The sequence below is a fragment of the Flavobacterium sp. GNP002 genome, assembly GCF_054343795.1.
In genome coordinates this window covers 1,243,998-1,260,827 of sequence record NZ_JBTGUW010000001.1, presented here as the reverse complement: position 1 = coordinate 1,260,827, position 16,830 = coordinate 1,243,998, and the positions used below count along the sequence as shown (strand labels likewise).

At 35.8% G+C, this 16,830-nt stretch carries 6 protein-coding genes; 2 read left to right on the top strand and 4 right to left on the bottom strand.

Going from position 1 to position 16,830, the window contains the following annotated elements:
- Window positions 1-189 precede the first annotated feature (189 nt).
- Both ACXX80_RS05645 and ACXX80_RS05640 read left to right on the top strand, forming a co-directional pair.
- The gene (locus ACXX80_RS05645; RefSeq protein WP_458552358.1) at window positions 190-891 is read left to right on the top strand and encodes a CoA transferase subunit A; all 702 of its coding nucleotides are present in this window, start codon (window positions 190-192) and stop codon (window positions 889-891) included.
- Between the two features lie 2 nt (window positions 892-893).
- Window positions 894-1,553, top strand: a complete 660-nt coding sequence (locus ACXX80_RS05640) for a CoA transferase subunit B (protein WP_458552357.1) — start codon at window positions 894-896, stop codon at window positions 1,551-1,553.
- A gap of 527 nt (window positions 1,554-2,080) precedes the next feature.
- Here ACXX80_RS05640 and ACXX80_RS05635 read toward each other — a convergent pair.
- The 4 genes from ACXX80_RS05635 to ACXX80_RS05620 all read right to left on the bottom strand — a co-directional run bounded on the left by ACXX80_RS05635 (window position 2,081) and on the right by ACXX80_RS05620 (window position 16,432).
- Window positions 2,081-2,956: a PorP/SprF family type IX secretion system membrane protein gene (locus ACXX80_RS05635; RefSeq protein WP_458552356.1), complete on the bottom strand. Its 876-nt coding sequence runs from the start codon at window positions 2,954-2,956 to the stop codon at window positions 2,081-2,083.
- Window positions 2,957-3,016: 60 nt separating this feature from the next.
- Window positions 3,017-6,940 (bottom strand): cadherin domain-containing protein, encoded by a 3,924-nt coding sequence (locus tag ACXX80_RS05630; RefSeq protein ID WP_458552355.1) that lies wholly within the window; start codon window positions 6,938-6,940, stop codon window positions 3,017-3,019.
- 73 nt (window positions 6,941-7,013) lie between these two features.
- Window positions 7,014-15,470, bottom strand: a complete 8,457-nt coding sequence (locus ACXX80_RS05625) for a LamG-like jellyroll fold domain-containing protein (protein WP_458552354.1) — start codon at window positions 15,468-15,470, stop codon at window positions 7,014-7,016.
- Between the two features lie 92 nt (window positions 15,471-15,562).
- Complete coding sequence (locus ACXX80_RS05620; RefSeq protein ID WP_458552353.1) at window positions 15,563-16,432, bottom strand: phage tail protein; 870 nt, start codon at window positions 16,430-16,432, stop codon at window positions 15,563-15,565.
- Between the last annotated feature and the right edge of the window lie 398 nt (window positions 16,433-16,830).

Below are 16,830 nucleotides of genomic sequence, written 5' to 3'. Positions count from 1 at the left end.
ATTTTCATCTGGAGCTAATCCAGCTAACCGCTATATCTTTCTGGTCCTGAAAAAAATCAGGACTAGAAAGGATGTCGCTTTTATCTGGGCTAGGGATTCGGTTCTCAAAATGAAATTCTGTTGTCTTTAGTATTACAAGCAGACTTACTTCTTCATTAAATAAAATTCGACAAATAGCAACTCATTTTTATGATTAACAAAAAAGTAAACAACGTTCAGGATGCCCTTCAAGGAATTGAAAACGGGATGACTATTATGCTTGGCGGTTTTGGATTATGTGGTATTCCAGAAAATTCCATCGCCGAATTAGTAAAAAAAGAAACTACGGATTTAACATGTATTTCAAACAATGCAGGTGTTGATGATTTTGGTCTTGGATTGCTTTTGCAAAAGCGCCAAATCAAAAAAATGATTTCTTCTTACGTAGGCGAAAATGCCGAATTTGAACGCCAAATGCTTTCTGGAGAACTCGAAGTAGATCTTATTCCTCAAGGAACTTTAGCAGAGCGATGTCGTGCAGCACAAGCAGGAATTCCCGCTTTCTTCACACCAGCCGGTTATGGAACTGAAGTAGCCGAAGGTAAAGAAGTTCGCGAATTCAATGGAAAAATGCATGTTATGGAACACGCTTTCAACGCTGATTTTGCAATAGTAAAAGCATGGAAAGGTGACGAAGCTGGAAACCTTGTTTTCAAAGGAACAGCAAGAAACTTCAACCCTTGCATGGCCGGAGCAGCAAAAATCACTATTGCCGAAGTAGAAGAATTATTGCCTGCAGGAAGTTTAGATCCAAACGAAATTCATATTCCGGGAATACTTGTAAATAGAATTTTCCAAGGCGAGAAATATGAAAAAAGAATTGAACAAAGAACCGTGAGAAAAATTTTCTAATTATGGCTTTAGATAAAAACCAAATTGCAAAACGTATTGCAAAAGAATTGAAACATAACTATTACGTAAATCTTGGAATCGGAATTCCAACATTAGTGGCTAATTATATTCCAGAAGGAATTGACGTTGAATTTCAAAGCGAAAACGGAATTCTTGGTATGGGTCCATTCCCTTTTGAAGGAGATGAAGACGCTGATTTAATCAACGCAGGAAAACAAACCATCACTACTTTGCCCGGAGCAAGTTTCTTTGACTCCGCATTCAGTTTTGGAATGATACGCGGACAGCATGTTGACTTAACAATTCTTGGCGCTATGGAAGTGGCCGAAAATGGTGATATTGCCAACTGGAAAATCCCTGGTAAAATGGTCAAAGGAATGGGAGGCGCAATGGATTTAGTGGCTTCTGCCGAAAATATTATTGTTGCGATGATGCACGTAAACAAAGCAGGCGAATCAAAAATCCTAAAAAAATGCTCTTTGCCATTAACGGGTGTAGGCTGCGTTAAAAAGGTAGTAACAGAGCTTGCAGTACTAGAAGTTACTCCAGCAGGTTTTAAGCTTTTAGAGCGTGCGCCAGACGTTACAGTGGAACACATCATCGCTTCTACCGAAGCAATACTAATCATTGATGGAGAAATTCCAGAAATGGCAATAGATTAATAGTAATTAACGAAAATATTTTACAACAAAATGCATCCCTAATCAGGATGCATTTTTTGTTTTCAATCTAATTACTACACTTTATTACAACGAAAAACCGTAACACAAAAGAATTAGCCTGACAAACGTGAGTTTTCTTAAAATTTGCACCAACTGAAAATAAAGCAGTAAATAAAACTCAAAATACAAGCGAAGCTATTGCAGCTACCCGAAATTCCGGGAAACAATCCATCAGAACTACATTAAGCGGAGCTATCTGCATATTAACGGAGGCTGCACACGGATGCCAAATAATCACTTACAACATGAAAAAAGGAACAAATTATTCTACTACTATCAACTTTGTAGATACAGCAAATAATTAGACTGCTGCAGAATTCAAAAATGTTAACAAAGAAAATGGAGCATTAGACGTACATAGAGGAGCAGGAAAAAATGCTAAAAAAAACCACAGACACACAAATAATAAATATTTGAATATCTGTGGTTAAAAGTTGATAAGACTAATGTTAGCCCATCATTTACAGTTACAAATTGAAGAACAGGCCAAATTGATGGCTGTTTCCAAAAATGGCACTGACTTTGTCTTGCTGAACATAGCCGAAATTGTAACCAACTCCAAGCCCTTTTATATTCAATCCAAAGCCCATATTGATCTGGCCATTATCTACATAACCAACCTGTAGCCAACCTCTTTTTTGATAATTCAAATTCAAACTATTGGTTAGTTCATATCGATTGCTTTGTGTTTGTGCATACAAAATGGACGGAACAAGATCAAGTTCTTTACCTAATTTAAACTTGTACTCTGTGTAGGCTGTGACTTCATTGTTATACGGTTTTTCTTTACCTAAAGAAGGAAGCGCTACTGAGAATTGGAAGTTTTTAAACTTGTACACAAAACCAAGTTCTAAGCCCAGTTTGTTTTCATAGAAATTCTCTCCAGACAAATAAGGATCATTTAAATCCACAAAACTATTTGGCGTAAAGCCAGTTTTGAAATCGATATTTTGCTGATTAAAACTCAGTCCAAAACCAACGGATAACGTTTGGTTTTCGGATAAATCCACCCGATAAGCGAAGGCTTGTTTAACTTGCATTTGCGAAAAACTACCCGCAGTTATTTTAGTAAACACCGTTGCTGTTGATAACTTACTGCCCAGTGGCAAATCAAGGGTTAGTTGATGCCATTTGAGTGTATTAGCATCTTCGACTTTGTTTGGAGTTGATCCTGCTACTAGTGACATGCGCATTTTATCGAGCTCACCAGCATAGGCAACATTGACACCCAACTTATTTTGCTGAATCAAGCGATTGTTTAATTGGTATTGGGCCTTACCCGAAGAGATAATGAACAAGACAAGAACTACGCTGTACACTATTTTTTTTGCTATATATTTCATTTATTTTTAAATTATTGATCATTTACAAAGTTTAACTTAGGGTTATTTGGGGTTGTTACACTAATTATAAACCAACCTAACAAGCTCTTTGTAAACACGTTCTTTGTTGCCAGGGTCCATTCCTGTAAAATACAAATAATACTCTCCTTCTGCTAAGCCATTACCCGTCCAGTCATTTTTATAATTGCTCGTACTGAGAACCATTTGACCTTTAGAATTATAAATAGCCAAAACATAATTACTGTACAACTGTATATTATTAATGAGCAATCGATCATTGAGACCATCTCCATTTGGCGAAACCAAATTGTTGTACATTAAAGTATCATCAACTGTAAACTCAATAGTTACATTTACAGTAACGGTATCAGACAGTTTAGGAGTTCCATTATCTGTTACTTTAACGGTAAAACTATAGCTCGTTTTATTGTTAGGATCAATTGTACCATCAAAGCTTATAATTCCGTCTTTAGTAATGGTAAAAGGAACTTGCTGACCCGGGCTTATTTCCCAACTTAGGACGCTATTTGCATCCACATCTGTTGCTTCTACTTTACCAAGATCAGTAGCATTATTAGACAAACCTGCTAACACAAAATCTACTGCATTTGATCCAACATTTTTAGTGATTACTGGATTTTCGTTTACGTTTAGGGCGTAAATAGTCATTTTTTCCTTTACTTCACCACCTCTTTGATCATTACTAATAAGCTCAAATTGAAAAACTTTTTGCTTTTCAAAATCCAAACTTTTCTTTAACACCAGCTGATCACCTACAAGAACAAAGTTCAAATAATCAGAACCGCTTATAGAAAAACGATAGATACTAGAATCCTTATCTTGGTCCTTTGTCTTTAATGTTCCTATGACAGTACCCGCAGGTAGATTTTCATTGATTTTATCATTACTTATTGTGATTAAAACAGGGGTGTCATTGATGTCATTGATAGTAATTACATAGTTAGCAAACAGTAGTTCGCCTAAGGTATTTTGTGCCTTAATACGAATTTTGTAACTGTTTTTAGTTTCAAAGTCAAACATTTCTTTAGACTTCAAGCTATTTCCTGTGATTTCGAATGAGGCATTATCCTCTCCGCCTTCACCATCAACTAATGTTAAGGCAAATACAGTACGGTTTTCTTTAATGACCGTAAAATCCCCCACTACAGTAGCGATAGGCTGGTTTTCATCAATGTTTGCTTTAGACAAGGTAAAAATCGTTGGCAATTTATCGTCTAGTACCGTGATGGTAAAAGATTGCTCCAAAATATCTCCACGACTACTTACTGCTTTCACGCGAATTTTGTAAATGCTTTTTGCTTCGAAGTCGAAAACGCTTTTCACTTTCAAACTATTCCCTGTAATTTCAAAAGAAGCATTATCATCTGCACCCACACCTTCGATCAAAGTCAGTACGAATGCCTTTCTATCTTCCTTAATCACCGTAAAATCCCCCACTACAGTAGCAACGGGCTGGTTTTCGTTGATGGTTAATTTTGACAAAGTAAAAACCGTTGGTAATTTATCGTCTAGTACCGTAATGGTGAAAGCTTGCTCCAAAACATCTCCACGACTGCTTACTGCTTGCACACGAATTTTGTAAATATTTTTAGTTTCGAAGTCAAAAATGCTCTTCACCTTCAAAATATTTCCAATGATTTCGAATGAAGAATTATCCTCACCGCCTACGCCGTCAACTAATGTCAAGGCAAATACTGTTCGGTCTTCCTTAACGACCGTAAAGTCAGCCACAACAGTTCCAATAGCTCGGTTCTCGTCAATGGTTGATTTAGATAAAGTAAAAACCGTTGGTAATTTATCATCTAGTACCGTGATCGTAAAATTTTGCTCTAAAACATCTCCACGACTGCTCACTGCTTGAACGCGAACTTTGTAAATACTTTTTGCTTCGAAATCAAAAATGCTCTTCACCTTCAAACTATTTCCTGTGATTTCGAATGAAGAATTATCCTCACCGCCTGCACCGTCAACTAATGATAAGGTAAATGCAGTTCTATCTTCCTTAGCGACTGTAAAGTCTCCTACAACAGTTCCTACGGGTTTGTTCTCATCAATTGTTGATTTAGATAAAGTAAAAACCGTTGGTAATTTATCATCTAGTACCGTGATCGTAAAATTTTGCTCTAAAACATCTCCACGACTGCTCACTGCTTGAACGCGAACTTTGTAAATACTTTTTGCTTCGAAATCAAAAATGCTCTTCACCTTCAAACTATTTCCTGTGATTTCAAATGAAGAATTATCCTCACCGCCTGCACCGTCAACTAATGATAAGGTAAATGCAGTTCTATCTTCCTTAGCGACTGTAAAGGCTCCTACAACAGTTCCTACGGGTTTGTTCTCATCAATTGTTGATTTAGATAAAGTAAAAACCGTTGGTAATTTATCATCTAGTACCGTGATCGTAAAATTTTGCTCTAAAACATCTCCACGACTGCTCACTGCTTGAACGCGAACTTTGTAAATACTTTTTGCTTCGAAATCAAAAATGCTCTTCACCTTCAATCTATTTCCTGCGATTTCGAATGAAGAATTATCCTCACCGCCTGCGCCGTCAACTAATGATAAGGTAAATGCAGTTCTATCTTCCTTAGCGACTGTAAAGTCTCCTACAACAGTTCCTACGGGTTTGTTCTCATCAATAGTTGATTTAGATAAAGTAAAAACCGTTGGTAACTTATCATCTAGTACCGTGATCGTAAAATTTTGATCTAAAACATCTCCACGACTGCTCACTGCATGAACACGAACTTTGTAAATATTTTTAGTTTCGAAGTCAAAAATGCTCTTCACCTTCAAACTATTTCCTGTGATTTCAAATGAAGAATTATCCTCACCGCCTGCACCGTCAACTAATGTCAAGGCAAATGCAGTTCTATCTTCGTTAGCAACTGTAAAATCACCTACAACAGTTCCAACGGGTTTGTTCTCCTCGATAGTTGATTTAGATAAAGTAAAAACTGTTGGTAATTTATCGTCTAGAACCGTTATTTCAAAAATTTTCTCGACAACTTCTTTACGATTACTTATCCCTTGAACACGTATTTTATAAATACTTTTGGTTTCAAAATCGAAGATGCTTTTCACTACTAGTTTATTTCCTATGATTTCAAATGAAGAATTATCAAAACCTCCATCACCAGCAACAAGCGAAAGATCCGAAACGACTCTATCTTCTATCAGTACATTAAAATCGCCTACTACAGTTCCCACAGCTTGGTTTTCGTTTATCGTTAATTTTGACAAAGTAAAAACAGTTGGTAAGGTAACAGGATAGGTGGGCATTTGCACCGCAACAGTCCATTCCTTCACAACATTTAGATCTTCAGAATAGACTTTAAAAACAACCGGATTGCTAAAATCCAAACTATTTGAACCTGAAGTTTGTTGCACATTTCCAATATAGACGGTAGACCCAGGGCTACTTGTAAAAGTAGTATTTAATGCTGTTACCGATTGTCCTGGATTTAGATACACTGTTACTTTATTACCTACAATAGTTATGTCATTGCGAGTCACGCCAACAAAACCAACATCTAAAAGATCTGCACCTTGACGTAAAGCTTTGTTTGAAAAAATATACATTTGAGACAGATTTCCAAAATTGGCATTAGATGTAAAACTTGCTGTTTTAAAAACATCTTTAACAACGTTTTTTTCCGAATCATACATTTTAAAACTTATCGTTTCATTATTTGTATTCGAAAAAACAATCAGATTAGCATAGTACTTGTTTTCGGTTGCTACATAAATCAAATTAGTTACACCGCGACATTCTCCGTTTACAAATGCAGCTACTTTATCATTAACATTAGCTAATCGAACTCCATCAATATTTAAAGATCCAACAAAAGACATTGTATATTGAAAATTATTTTCCTTCAAAGTCCAAGACGGAGACTGACCAAAAGTGCTAAAACTCACTAGAAACAGTACAATAGTACTGTATATAAAATTTTTCATAGATTAAATTTTAAATTGATTTAAATTGCCAAAACACCTAAAATGGTGTCTTGGCATCTAAATTCATTTAATACTAGTTCTTCATCACTTTATGAGTGATGATTCCTCCATTTATATTAATTTGAAGTACATAAACACCAGATGCAACAGTTGGTTGGATTTTCAATATATTTTCCCCTTTGACAACATTTTGTTTAACATCTAGTACTACTTTGCCAGATAATGAATACAGTATGATACTAATATTTTGATCTTGAACTGCGTTCGCTTTTATAGTTATTTCATTATCAAAAGGACTTGGGTAGACACTAACACCCTCTGTCATCTCTTCCAACATGATTGGTTTCGAAATTGTTCCTAGTATATCGTTTCCTTTGAAAGTAAATTTCTTCGATGTTTTCTTAGTACTTACTCCGTTACCAATGTAAAATGCTAGCTCTTCAGTAGTATCGCCATAAACCGTTATAAAACTCAGTTTACTATCATTTACAGATTGATTAGTCGCTGACCCTTTTAAGACACCTTGAGCATCATAAACAAACAATTCATTGTATCCTGCAGGTAATAAAACCACCGCATTCATGTTGTCAGCATATTGCTTAAACTCAGCTCTAATAGGTTCTTGACTAACTTCATTTGCATTGTCCGACTTTTTAGCCGTTTTGATTTTACTCATACTTGCTAAATAACTTGGATATTTAAACGTTTGTGCTTTCGTAGATTTCACCATGTAACCTTTACCAGATTCTAAGTAAGTAAGGGTTCCGTTCCATCCAATAAGCGGATCGTAAATAGCAAACAAGTTTTGTGATTTAATCACATCTCCATCTGCTGCTTCAAAATAGGCTAAAGCTTCATTTATTTGCTGGTTTCCTCCTAAAGTATACGGAAGCCAGTTCCATTTTTCTTGCATTGAGAAACTCCAATTATTAACATCAATGGCAGTTCCTTTAATAGTCAAAGGTTGCCCATGCGTTAAGTATACTTTTACCATTTTAGAATTAGTTAAACCACCATTAGCTGAAATAGTTCCAGACCAACCACTATTAGCCGGTATCGCTTCATTCTTAAAGTAGGTTTCCAAACGCGCTGGCGAATTGATCAACATACGATCAGAAGTTTCTAATTTCAATGCACTAGTCAATACATTAAGATTAGCAAAATTAGGATCATTCACATTCAACGACAACCAAGTCCAACCCGAATTAAGATTGATTTTTTGCTCTACAACTGCAGAGTTTTCAAAAATAACAGGCGAACTAAGTTTACCTAGAATTTCATTTTCTTCAAACGGAATCGTTGATTTGGTATCTGCATTTGCTAACAATACAAGCCCGCTAGAGGCATCCCAAATTTTAAAACTTAATTGTTCAGTAGTGTTTATGTCATTACTGTAAATGGTAAAATAAGTTATCCATTTATCAACACTAGCTATTTTTTTTAATGAAGAAACACCTCTTAATTCATTTCCTACAAAAGCTGCAACCATGTCATACTTATCGTCTGATAGTATTCCATCTACTTTGATCTGACCAACAATGTTCATACTATAAATAAATTTAGTAGGGTCAATAGTCCAATCTGGGGTTTTTGCAAGAACACGTAAGTTTAATTGCAATAACTTATCAAAACCAAAATCTGTTTTTAGATGCAGGTTATCAAAATAGCTACCGGTAGCAACTAAATCAGATATAGTTGCCTTGATTACAAGTGTACTATTTGGATTCAAGACACCCGATTTTTTACTTAACGTTAACCAGTTTGGTATGTTTGTTATTTCATAAGGTTGACTTTTTCCTCCTCTATTTACAAGAGTAATATTAAACTCGCTAGTTTCATCTTGGGGTTTTACAATATCCAAGACACCGTCATTTGCCTTATCAGCAAACCATGAAACATCATTTTTATTGATCAAAGCTGTCCAAGTTATAGGAGAATTTTGCTCATTTCCTAATGCATCATACATGCGATGGACCGTAATATCTAAAACTTGTCCTTCTAAAGACGCCCAATTAGTCACGTCCGGTTCTAAAATCATTTGATCCTGATTGACCACATGATTTACCTTGAACTTAATAAGAGGACGTTGTGGAATTAAAGCAGGCGTTTCGCTACTATAACTTAGTGTTCCACCAAGGTTTAATCTAGCCGTTGTATCTTCTACATTGTTACCAGCAATTAATCTTGTATACGTAGGCGCTATTGCGTTATTACTACCATCTGTTGCTTTATTGAAACGGGAATAAAACACCAATCCTAATTGCTCTCTATCAATTTCTGAGTATTGATCACGCAAAAATTGCTCTTGTGTTCTGGCAGAATTCCAAAATGTAAACTCATCCAATAATCCTGTGTAATGATCACTAAATGTTTCGGAACCCGTTTGATCTGTAAAAGCACGTGCACCAAACCATATTTTATTTCCAGAAAACGCACCGATTCCTTTTGGCGACAGCGCCGTTACTTTTTCTCCATCTAGATACGTGTTTAATGACCCCAAACGGTTTAATACCACTACTACATGATGCCAAGCATCATTATTAACAGCTTTTTCAGTAAGGTTAAATTTATTTCCTTCGCTCAAAAACTGTAATTTTCCTGTACTTGAATCTACAGTAATAGCCCACTTACCGTCTCCGCCATTGGCTTGATTCAAATCAGTACCATCCCCTTTACCGTTTGAGAATAGGGTTCCTGAATTTCCAGCATTGGCTTTCATCCAAAAACTTATCGTGGCATCCATTTCTTTGTTTAATACAACAAAACCTGATTGATCCATTGCCAAATAATTTTGACCCGTAAATGCATATGATTCGCCTTTAGGTTTAATATCCCAACTAGCGGTAATTTTTGCATGTTTAAAACGTGCCGCATCTTTGGCTACGATCCCTTTTCCTTCTTGCATAGACCAAAAACCTAACAAGTTAGCTTCGTTTCCAAGTGTTTGTGTACGCATGTTGGCTGCAGCATCTACACTTGAGATGTATTTGTTCCAATAACGTAAACTATGTATATTTCCTTGAAATGCACTATTACCCACAATTAGGCTTTCATTAGAATCAAATTTTAAATTAGCAAATTGGTTTTCTACCAATATCGCATCATCTTTATAGATACCCATATAACCATCACTAGCACGATACGTAACCGCATAATGATGAAATAAATCACTTGTATTTAGATCCGTTTCAATACGTTTACCTGCAAGTTCAAAATAAATTTTATTTGTTGCCGTTAGACCTACTTGAAAATTATTTGTTTGTTTCAAAATAGTAGCTCCTGTGTTAATAGGAGTTTTGTTAAGCATCCACCATTCAAAAGTGATGTTACCTGAACTAACATTTGGTTTTTCAATAACTGCAGAACTAGTTGCGCCACTAAATTGTAGGGAAACATTATTGTCTATTGGCAATTGGTTCGTACGTCCAGAAATTTCAATTTGACTGATAGCTGAATTGTAAAAAATAGGTTCGTTAAAACTTACTTTTATATCATCCCCTGCATTCAAAATACCATTGGTAGGTTCTGGAGAAGCAAAACGTCTTGGACTGGTAAAATCTACTTTTCCGGCTATTACAGGGGATATGTATTGTGTATTATTACTACAATAACTTATCGCTCTAATTTCGTAAGCACCATCTTGTAACGGAATGTCTCCGTCTTTTTTCCCTGCAACATACCACTCAAAAGGTACTTGGTTATTTTTTTCATCAATACTTATCAAACTTAACGTAGTTACATCAGCTCCATTTGAAACCGCAAGATCTAAATCTGTTTGATTCTTATAATAGGTATGTAAATTACTCCACGTAGTCGAAGTGGCTAGTCGGTATTGCAATTGCATACGACTAAAGTTTGTATAGTTTTTATTATAAGCACCTAACTTAATAGACAAAGGATCTCGTGCAGATGCCCCTGAGAATTTAGAAACCGTTCTATTGAATACCCAGTTCTCTTTAGGCTCTTCTACTTTTACAATAGAACACGCTGGTACAAAATGAGCTGTTACGGGTACTTGGGCACTAATATCTGCACCATCGCATAAAGATTGCAAACGAATTATAATATCTTTATAGTCAAATACATTGGCACTTGATTTTTGCATGGTTAAACGATAAGGTACTTTTTTGCCATAAGGAACACTTACTACTGTTCCGTTTTGTTCTATATTAAAAATAGCGTTGTTTGGATTAGAGATGTTATCAACCACCAAAAGATAGTTGGCATCTATACCCTCTGCTGCGCCGTTGTTTTCTAGTATAAGTTCAAACTCAGCTTTATCACTTTCTTGTACATCAAATACTTCAGCTACTTTTACCGAAATAACTGGTTTTTCTACCGCTTGTGTGGCGTAGCTTAGCCTTTCACGTTTAACTTCTGCTAATAAAGGTATTTCCGTAGCGGCTGCATCGTAATCTGATTTATTGTAGAAATTAGATAATTCTGGTCCTTCATATGGGCAAGAAGATCGTCCACCCTGAGTACTAAACACAGGACCATTTCCATCAAAAGCATTAATTATATCTACACTGAAAAAGTTGCTAGGATCGTTATCTTTTAATGTATAAGAAATAGCAGTTGTTTTGACATTTTCACTTTCACTACCATCACTTCTTCCTTGGTTAAGCGTTAAATAAGGACTAACAACAACACCAACAGATTCATTGGCAATAAATCCTACTTCAGCTTTTACCGATTCTTCAAAATCAAATGCAACCTCAAAACTTTCTTGACTTACTGTGATTGTTTCTGTTTTTTGTGTGTATTCTCCTACTCCAGCATCAAACGATACATTGTCATAGTATTTTTCTTCGATCAATTTTTCGATGTCTTTGTAAAAATTAAAAGTCCCTACTTTTTCATCAAAATCACCTAAGGATTTTAGCGCCTGATCTTTTATAGCTTTTTTGTCATTTAAAGCCGTGTATTTTGTCTTTTCATTTTGCTGAATAACTTTTTTCCAAATGTTTCTTTGATTTACATAGAAACTCTTTTTTTGTACTCCTGGGCTAGTTTCCAAAATAATACGATCTTCTATATTTTGAATAATAAGAGTTAGTTCTGGTATTAAGGTGTTTAAAATATGGTGCTGTGAATATATAAAAAATGTTTTAGACGGTTGTTTATCAAAAAACATCGCTTTTTGTTTACTTATATAAAAAGACTTATTGTCAGTGGTTTTAATTTCTAAATTATCAGTTCCTGCTTTTGCTTCCGCATACGCTCCTAAATCATCATAGGAACCATAATAAACATTTTGCGAATTCCCAATATACAAATCGCCATCTGCCCCTACAAAATCAGGACTATCACTAGTGCTGATGGTCTTATTAAAGTCGTAGGTTGTAGTATTCGATTTTCCATAATCTGTAGTCACCGTTACGCCAAGCCCCATCTCTACATTTGCTCTAGATTCAGCTGAAATGACAGGACCTGTTATTGATCCTCCTGTTTCAAGTTTCGCCCCTGTTAAAACTTTCACATTTACCCCTGCATTGTTTGAGGTACTAATCGTTGTGCTATTGGTTATACTAATACTTTCTCCTTTTTCTATAGAAGCAAAACTATTAGAACCTGGTGGATCACGTAGTATAATGTCTGGACGTTCCGGAGCATTAGTCACAAAGGTTTGACTACCATCAGATAATGCTCCTAATACTATTCCTTTGCTTACATAAGCCGTTGCTGGATAAGATATCTCGTTGATCACTAAACTAATGGATAGTGTTTTTGTAAAAGGAGACGAAATAGTAGGATAACCTCCACGAAAAGTATAAATATAAACACTTGCGTCTTTAGGATCTTTGCTAAAAGTCTCGAAATTAGGTAAAGCCAAATTATTGGTTACGCTTAATTCACCATCCGTAATGGGAACCAAATCTTCTATAGGACTATTAACTACATCTTGATTTACATAACGCTCCAAAGACTTTAATTTTATGGTATACGGTTTTGTTTGCGTGTAGATATAAACCGGTTCATTACTCACTTTAATCCCATTGGTATTAAAGGTTTTGTCCCCAATAGTTACAGTTTCATCATTTGTTTGCTGTATCGTGGTGAGTTCAGGCGTAGAACGATATATAAAGTTTTTTACATATTGGTACGGCTCTCCTTTTACAATTGTAGCGTTAGTATCTGGCATTGTAAACTCAGGCGTAATCAGAGCTTTAATTTCTTCTAAATTTAATTGTTCACTTCCTGTCAATAGTTTGATCTTAGGATCGTTAACTTTTACATCATTTTCCGATAGCTTATATTCCAAAGGCAACACACGTACACGGTATTCACCCGTTTTTGTATCTGTTGAAAAGGTAAAAGTCGTTTTTGGCGTAATAGTACCCGATGGTGGTTCGTATCCCAATGATATAGAGGCTACTCCAATATTGTTTTTAGCACTAATACGCACTTTACTTTCTACGGTTGAACCTTCTTCAAAATAGGCTACTTCTCGTATTTTATTTACTTCACCAAAACCAATAGTTTTCGCAGCTTCTACTGATCCTCCTACTACTTTACCAACTAGGGTTACACGGGAGTTGTCAATAAACGTAACAACATCGTCACGGTTTTCTACAAATTCCTGTTCACCTGTAGCGGGGTAATTCCCTTGGTGTTCCAAAGTATGCCCTTTTTTGGCTACTGTAATAATGTGCTTCCCAATAGGTACCGAAATACTAAATTCCCCTTCGGCATTTGTTTCAACCGGCATGTTTTTGCTGTCTAAAACTATCTGGCCGTCAATATAAATATTGGCTCCTTTAAGACCTATTTTTGGGTATAATTTAATTTCCCTTGTAGTTTCTTCATACCAATATTCTCCTTTTTCATAAGTCTTATCTCCAACAATATAGCTATTATAGCCTTCTAATGGAGCAGTCCCTAGTGAAACAGCTGGAGAATTGGCATCATTTATATCATTAAAGACACCACGTGTATCATACCGTACCACTCCGTTAAAATTGAAAGAAGATTTATCTACAAAGTCTATTTTATTGACTACTTCAGATCCTTTTCCTAAATACACACTTTGTTGATTAGGATCAAACAAATGCTGTCCATACAAAGGGGTAATACGAAAACTTTCACCTGCTCCTGAATACGGAATAGCCGTAATAGTATAGTACCCCTGAGCATCAGTAACCCCTAAAATTCCAAATTGTTGAGCAGAAGGAACGGCTGTCACACCCTTTTCCCATTGAATTGCTGTATTAAGATTGGTATCATTTTTATGATAGGAAGATCCTGTACGTGATAAATCATATAAATAATTCCCAGCTCCTTCGTCCATACGATAGTAAGCCATTAAGTTTTTATGATTACCATCAATATAACGTAAATAATCTTTTTGAATCGTAGCGTCATCTAAACTAGCATTCCACAAACGTAATTCATCGATATAAAACGGATCAGTACTACCACCAACCTCAAGCGCGTTTATACTATTTGTTAATGTAATACTTCCGGTTGGGAGGCTTGCTGTAAAATAGCTTGCATCATTTTTATATTGTTTCGTTACCTCATCAATATAGGTTGCTGTAATCGCTCGTCCATTGATATATAGCACTGGCGTGCTGTTATTTTGCATACCAATTGTGAAGTGTGTGTATTGGCTATTTACTTCCGCAATATCATAAAATGTCTCGATACCCTTATCATTCACTTCTCCTGTTGGAAAACGTTTTCCGAGTACAAATGTTTGTCCCGCAATGTTAACTCTTAATGTATTATTTATAGTATTTACAGTTACTGTTTTTGCTCCACCCACATTATCTTTGACCGTAAAAAGTGTGATGTTTTGTCCACTGGCATTGCTTGGTTTCACCCAAGCTTGCAGCATTAGCGTCTCGTTGATTGGTGAGCTAATTGGATCTAAAAAAGTTGACAATTGCTTGCCATTACTTAACAAAACCGAAGATCCTAAACTAGTAACTGCCCCCTCAGGGTTGGCGTTTACTTTTACATTGGCCACAGGGCCACCACCACTGTAGGTAACTCTACCTGAAACAATAGCCGTTGGGTTGCGATACCCAATACCTGTAATAGTGTTTCCTAAATTAATTTCTTTATCCTTATCTACCACTCCAACGGCAAGCAATTTGTACTCATACAATTGCCCGCCATTAACCAAAAGATCTTCATAACTGGTGGTTGAAGCCGACAAATTGGCTATTTGTTCATACACTTGAGAACCCAGTAATTTTCTAAATACTTTAAAAGACCGAATTGCGTTATAATTATTTGTAACCTCCCATTGTAAATGAATTTTATCACCATAATATCCCTTCGACACTACTAGTTGACTACTAAAAGTGGCGTTCAAGTACAGTGTCTCCCAAGGAAAGCGAATACTATAATTACCTTGTGTTTGTGCTTGTGGAACCAAATAAGGTACACCGACTTGCAAAGTGTAGCCATAACTTTTGCTGCTAGCACTTCCCGATACAGTGCTTTGCACTTGGGCATGCAAGCTGGGTATAGCCCAAAGCCACAGCAGGCAAAAAAAGCCTATTTTTTTTATTAATTTCATAATTTATGTTTTTAGTGCTGTTTTAGAAGTAAAGCAATACTCTACATATTTCGTGAGTACTTAATTGCTTTACTTATGAAAAAAACAAGTGCTTATAGCTTTATTATGTAGTTCACACCGAAGTTAATAGGACGAGATTCTGTCGCATTCCCATCAAGATCTGTTGTAAAAGGATGGGTATGATCTCCTGTAGTATCTGTACGACCTGACGTATTAAGACCTAGCCAATTGTTCCCTCCAGAAAAACCTCCACCATTTGTACTTTTGTCATAATATTGATATTTATGATCATGATTACCTGCAGCATTAGTTGTACCTGTATGCTTATGTGATTTATTCACTGATGTTTGTACACCTTTTAATGTGTTTGGTTCTATTTCAGCGGCATTAGCCACATTTTCTCCAGCACCTCTTAAAAACATTCCTCGTAAATCTGGAGCATAATCCCCAACAAGTGTTATTAATGCAGCTGCTGAACCATCTGTAGATAATCTAGCTCCGTCACACAAAGCCCAACCAACAGGAGCTGTTGTCCCTATGTATGGCATAATAGAACCCGTAGGTACTCCGTTATTTGCCATTATAGCATAAGGCACTTGAGTAAATGCTTGGTCTGAGATTGTTACATCTTGGTTACTAGTATTCTTCCCACTAATCTTTAAAAAAGTTTGATTTGCAGCTATAGTTGGGTATTTGTTTTTATCAATATCTAAAAAAGTCGAGAACACGCCAAAAGCATCGGTAGTTACATTGCTTATTGTTTGGGTAGAAATAGTCGTGTTTGTACCATTCAGTTTGTAATACAATTGTAGCGTAAGCGGAATTTGTGTGTTTGCACGGGCATTTCCATTGTCATCTCTCGCAATTCCTTGTATCGCTACACTAGAGGATGTAGCTGTTATTTGCCCGTAATTGATTGCTACTGTAAGCAACATTAAAAATGAAAGTAATTTTGTTCTCATAATGAATTGATTTTAAGTTTATTTTTATTCGTTGTATTGCGTTTTATTACCCCTTTGTGAAGGCGAAAATTAAATTAAGGCGCGAAAATAATTGCTTTTGATTGAATATGACTAGCCCATTCGGACAAATCGATAGCCCATTCGGACATTTTTTAACAAAAATTTACGTAAAACTAGTTTTTAAATTTATATTGACAGATATTTCTTCTTTTTAACTAGGTGCTTTCATTTTTAAAAAATAAAGCCCAATTGATGGCCACACTCTAACTATTGGTCTTTAGAATGAAACGAATAATAAAAAAAGAGAGTAGTTAATCTGATCTATTTAGGATAAAGACCCAATACAAATTCTTTGTTTTCATTTTTTAATTTTTGATTGCGATTTCTACCAACAAAAC

What these genes read in the sequence shown, in the direction of transcription:
- ACXX80_RS05645 (WP_458552358.1), top strand. Translation starts at nt 190, where the DNA reads ATGATTAACAAAAAAGTAAACAACGTTCAGGATGCCCTTCAAGGAATT.
- ACXX80_RS05640 (WP_458552357.1), top strand. Translation starts at nt 894, where the DNA reads ATGGCTTTAGATAAAAACCAAATTGCAAAACGTATTGCAAAAGAATTG.
- ACXX80_RS05635 (WP_458552356.1), bottom strand. Translation starts at nt 2,956, where the DNA reads ATGAAATATATAGCAAAAAAAATAGTGTACAGCGTAGTTCTTGTCTTG.
- ACXX80_RS05630 (WP_458552355.1), bottom strand. Translation starts at nt 6,940, where the DNA reads ATGAAAAATTTTATATACAGTACTATTGTACTGTTTCTAGTGAGTTTT.
- ACXX80_RS05625 (WP_458552354.1), bottom strand. Translation starts at nt 15,470, where the DNA reads ATGAAATTAATAAAAAAAATAGGCTTTTTTTGCCTGCTGTGGCTTTGG.
- ACXX80_RS05620 (WP_458552353.1), bottom strand. Translation starts at nt 16,432, where the DNA reads ATGAGAACAAAATTACTTTCATTTTTAATGTTGCTTACAGTAGCAATC.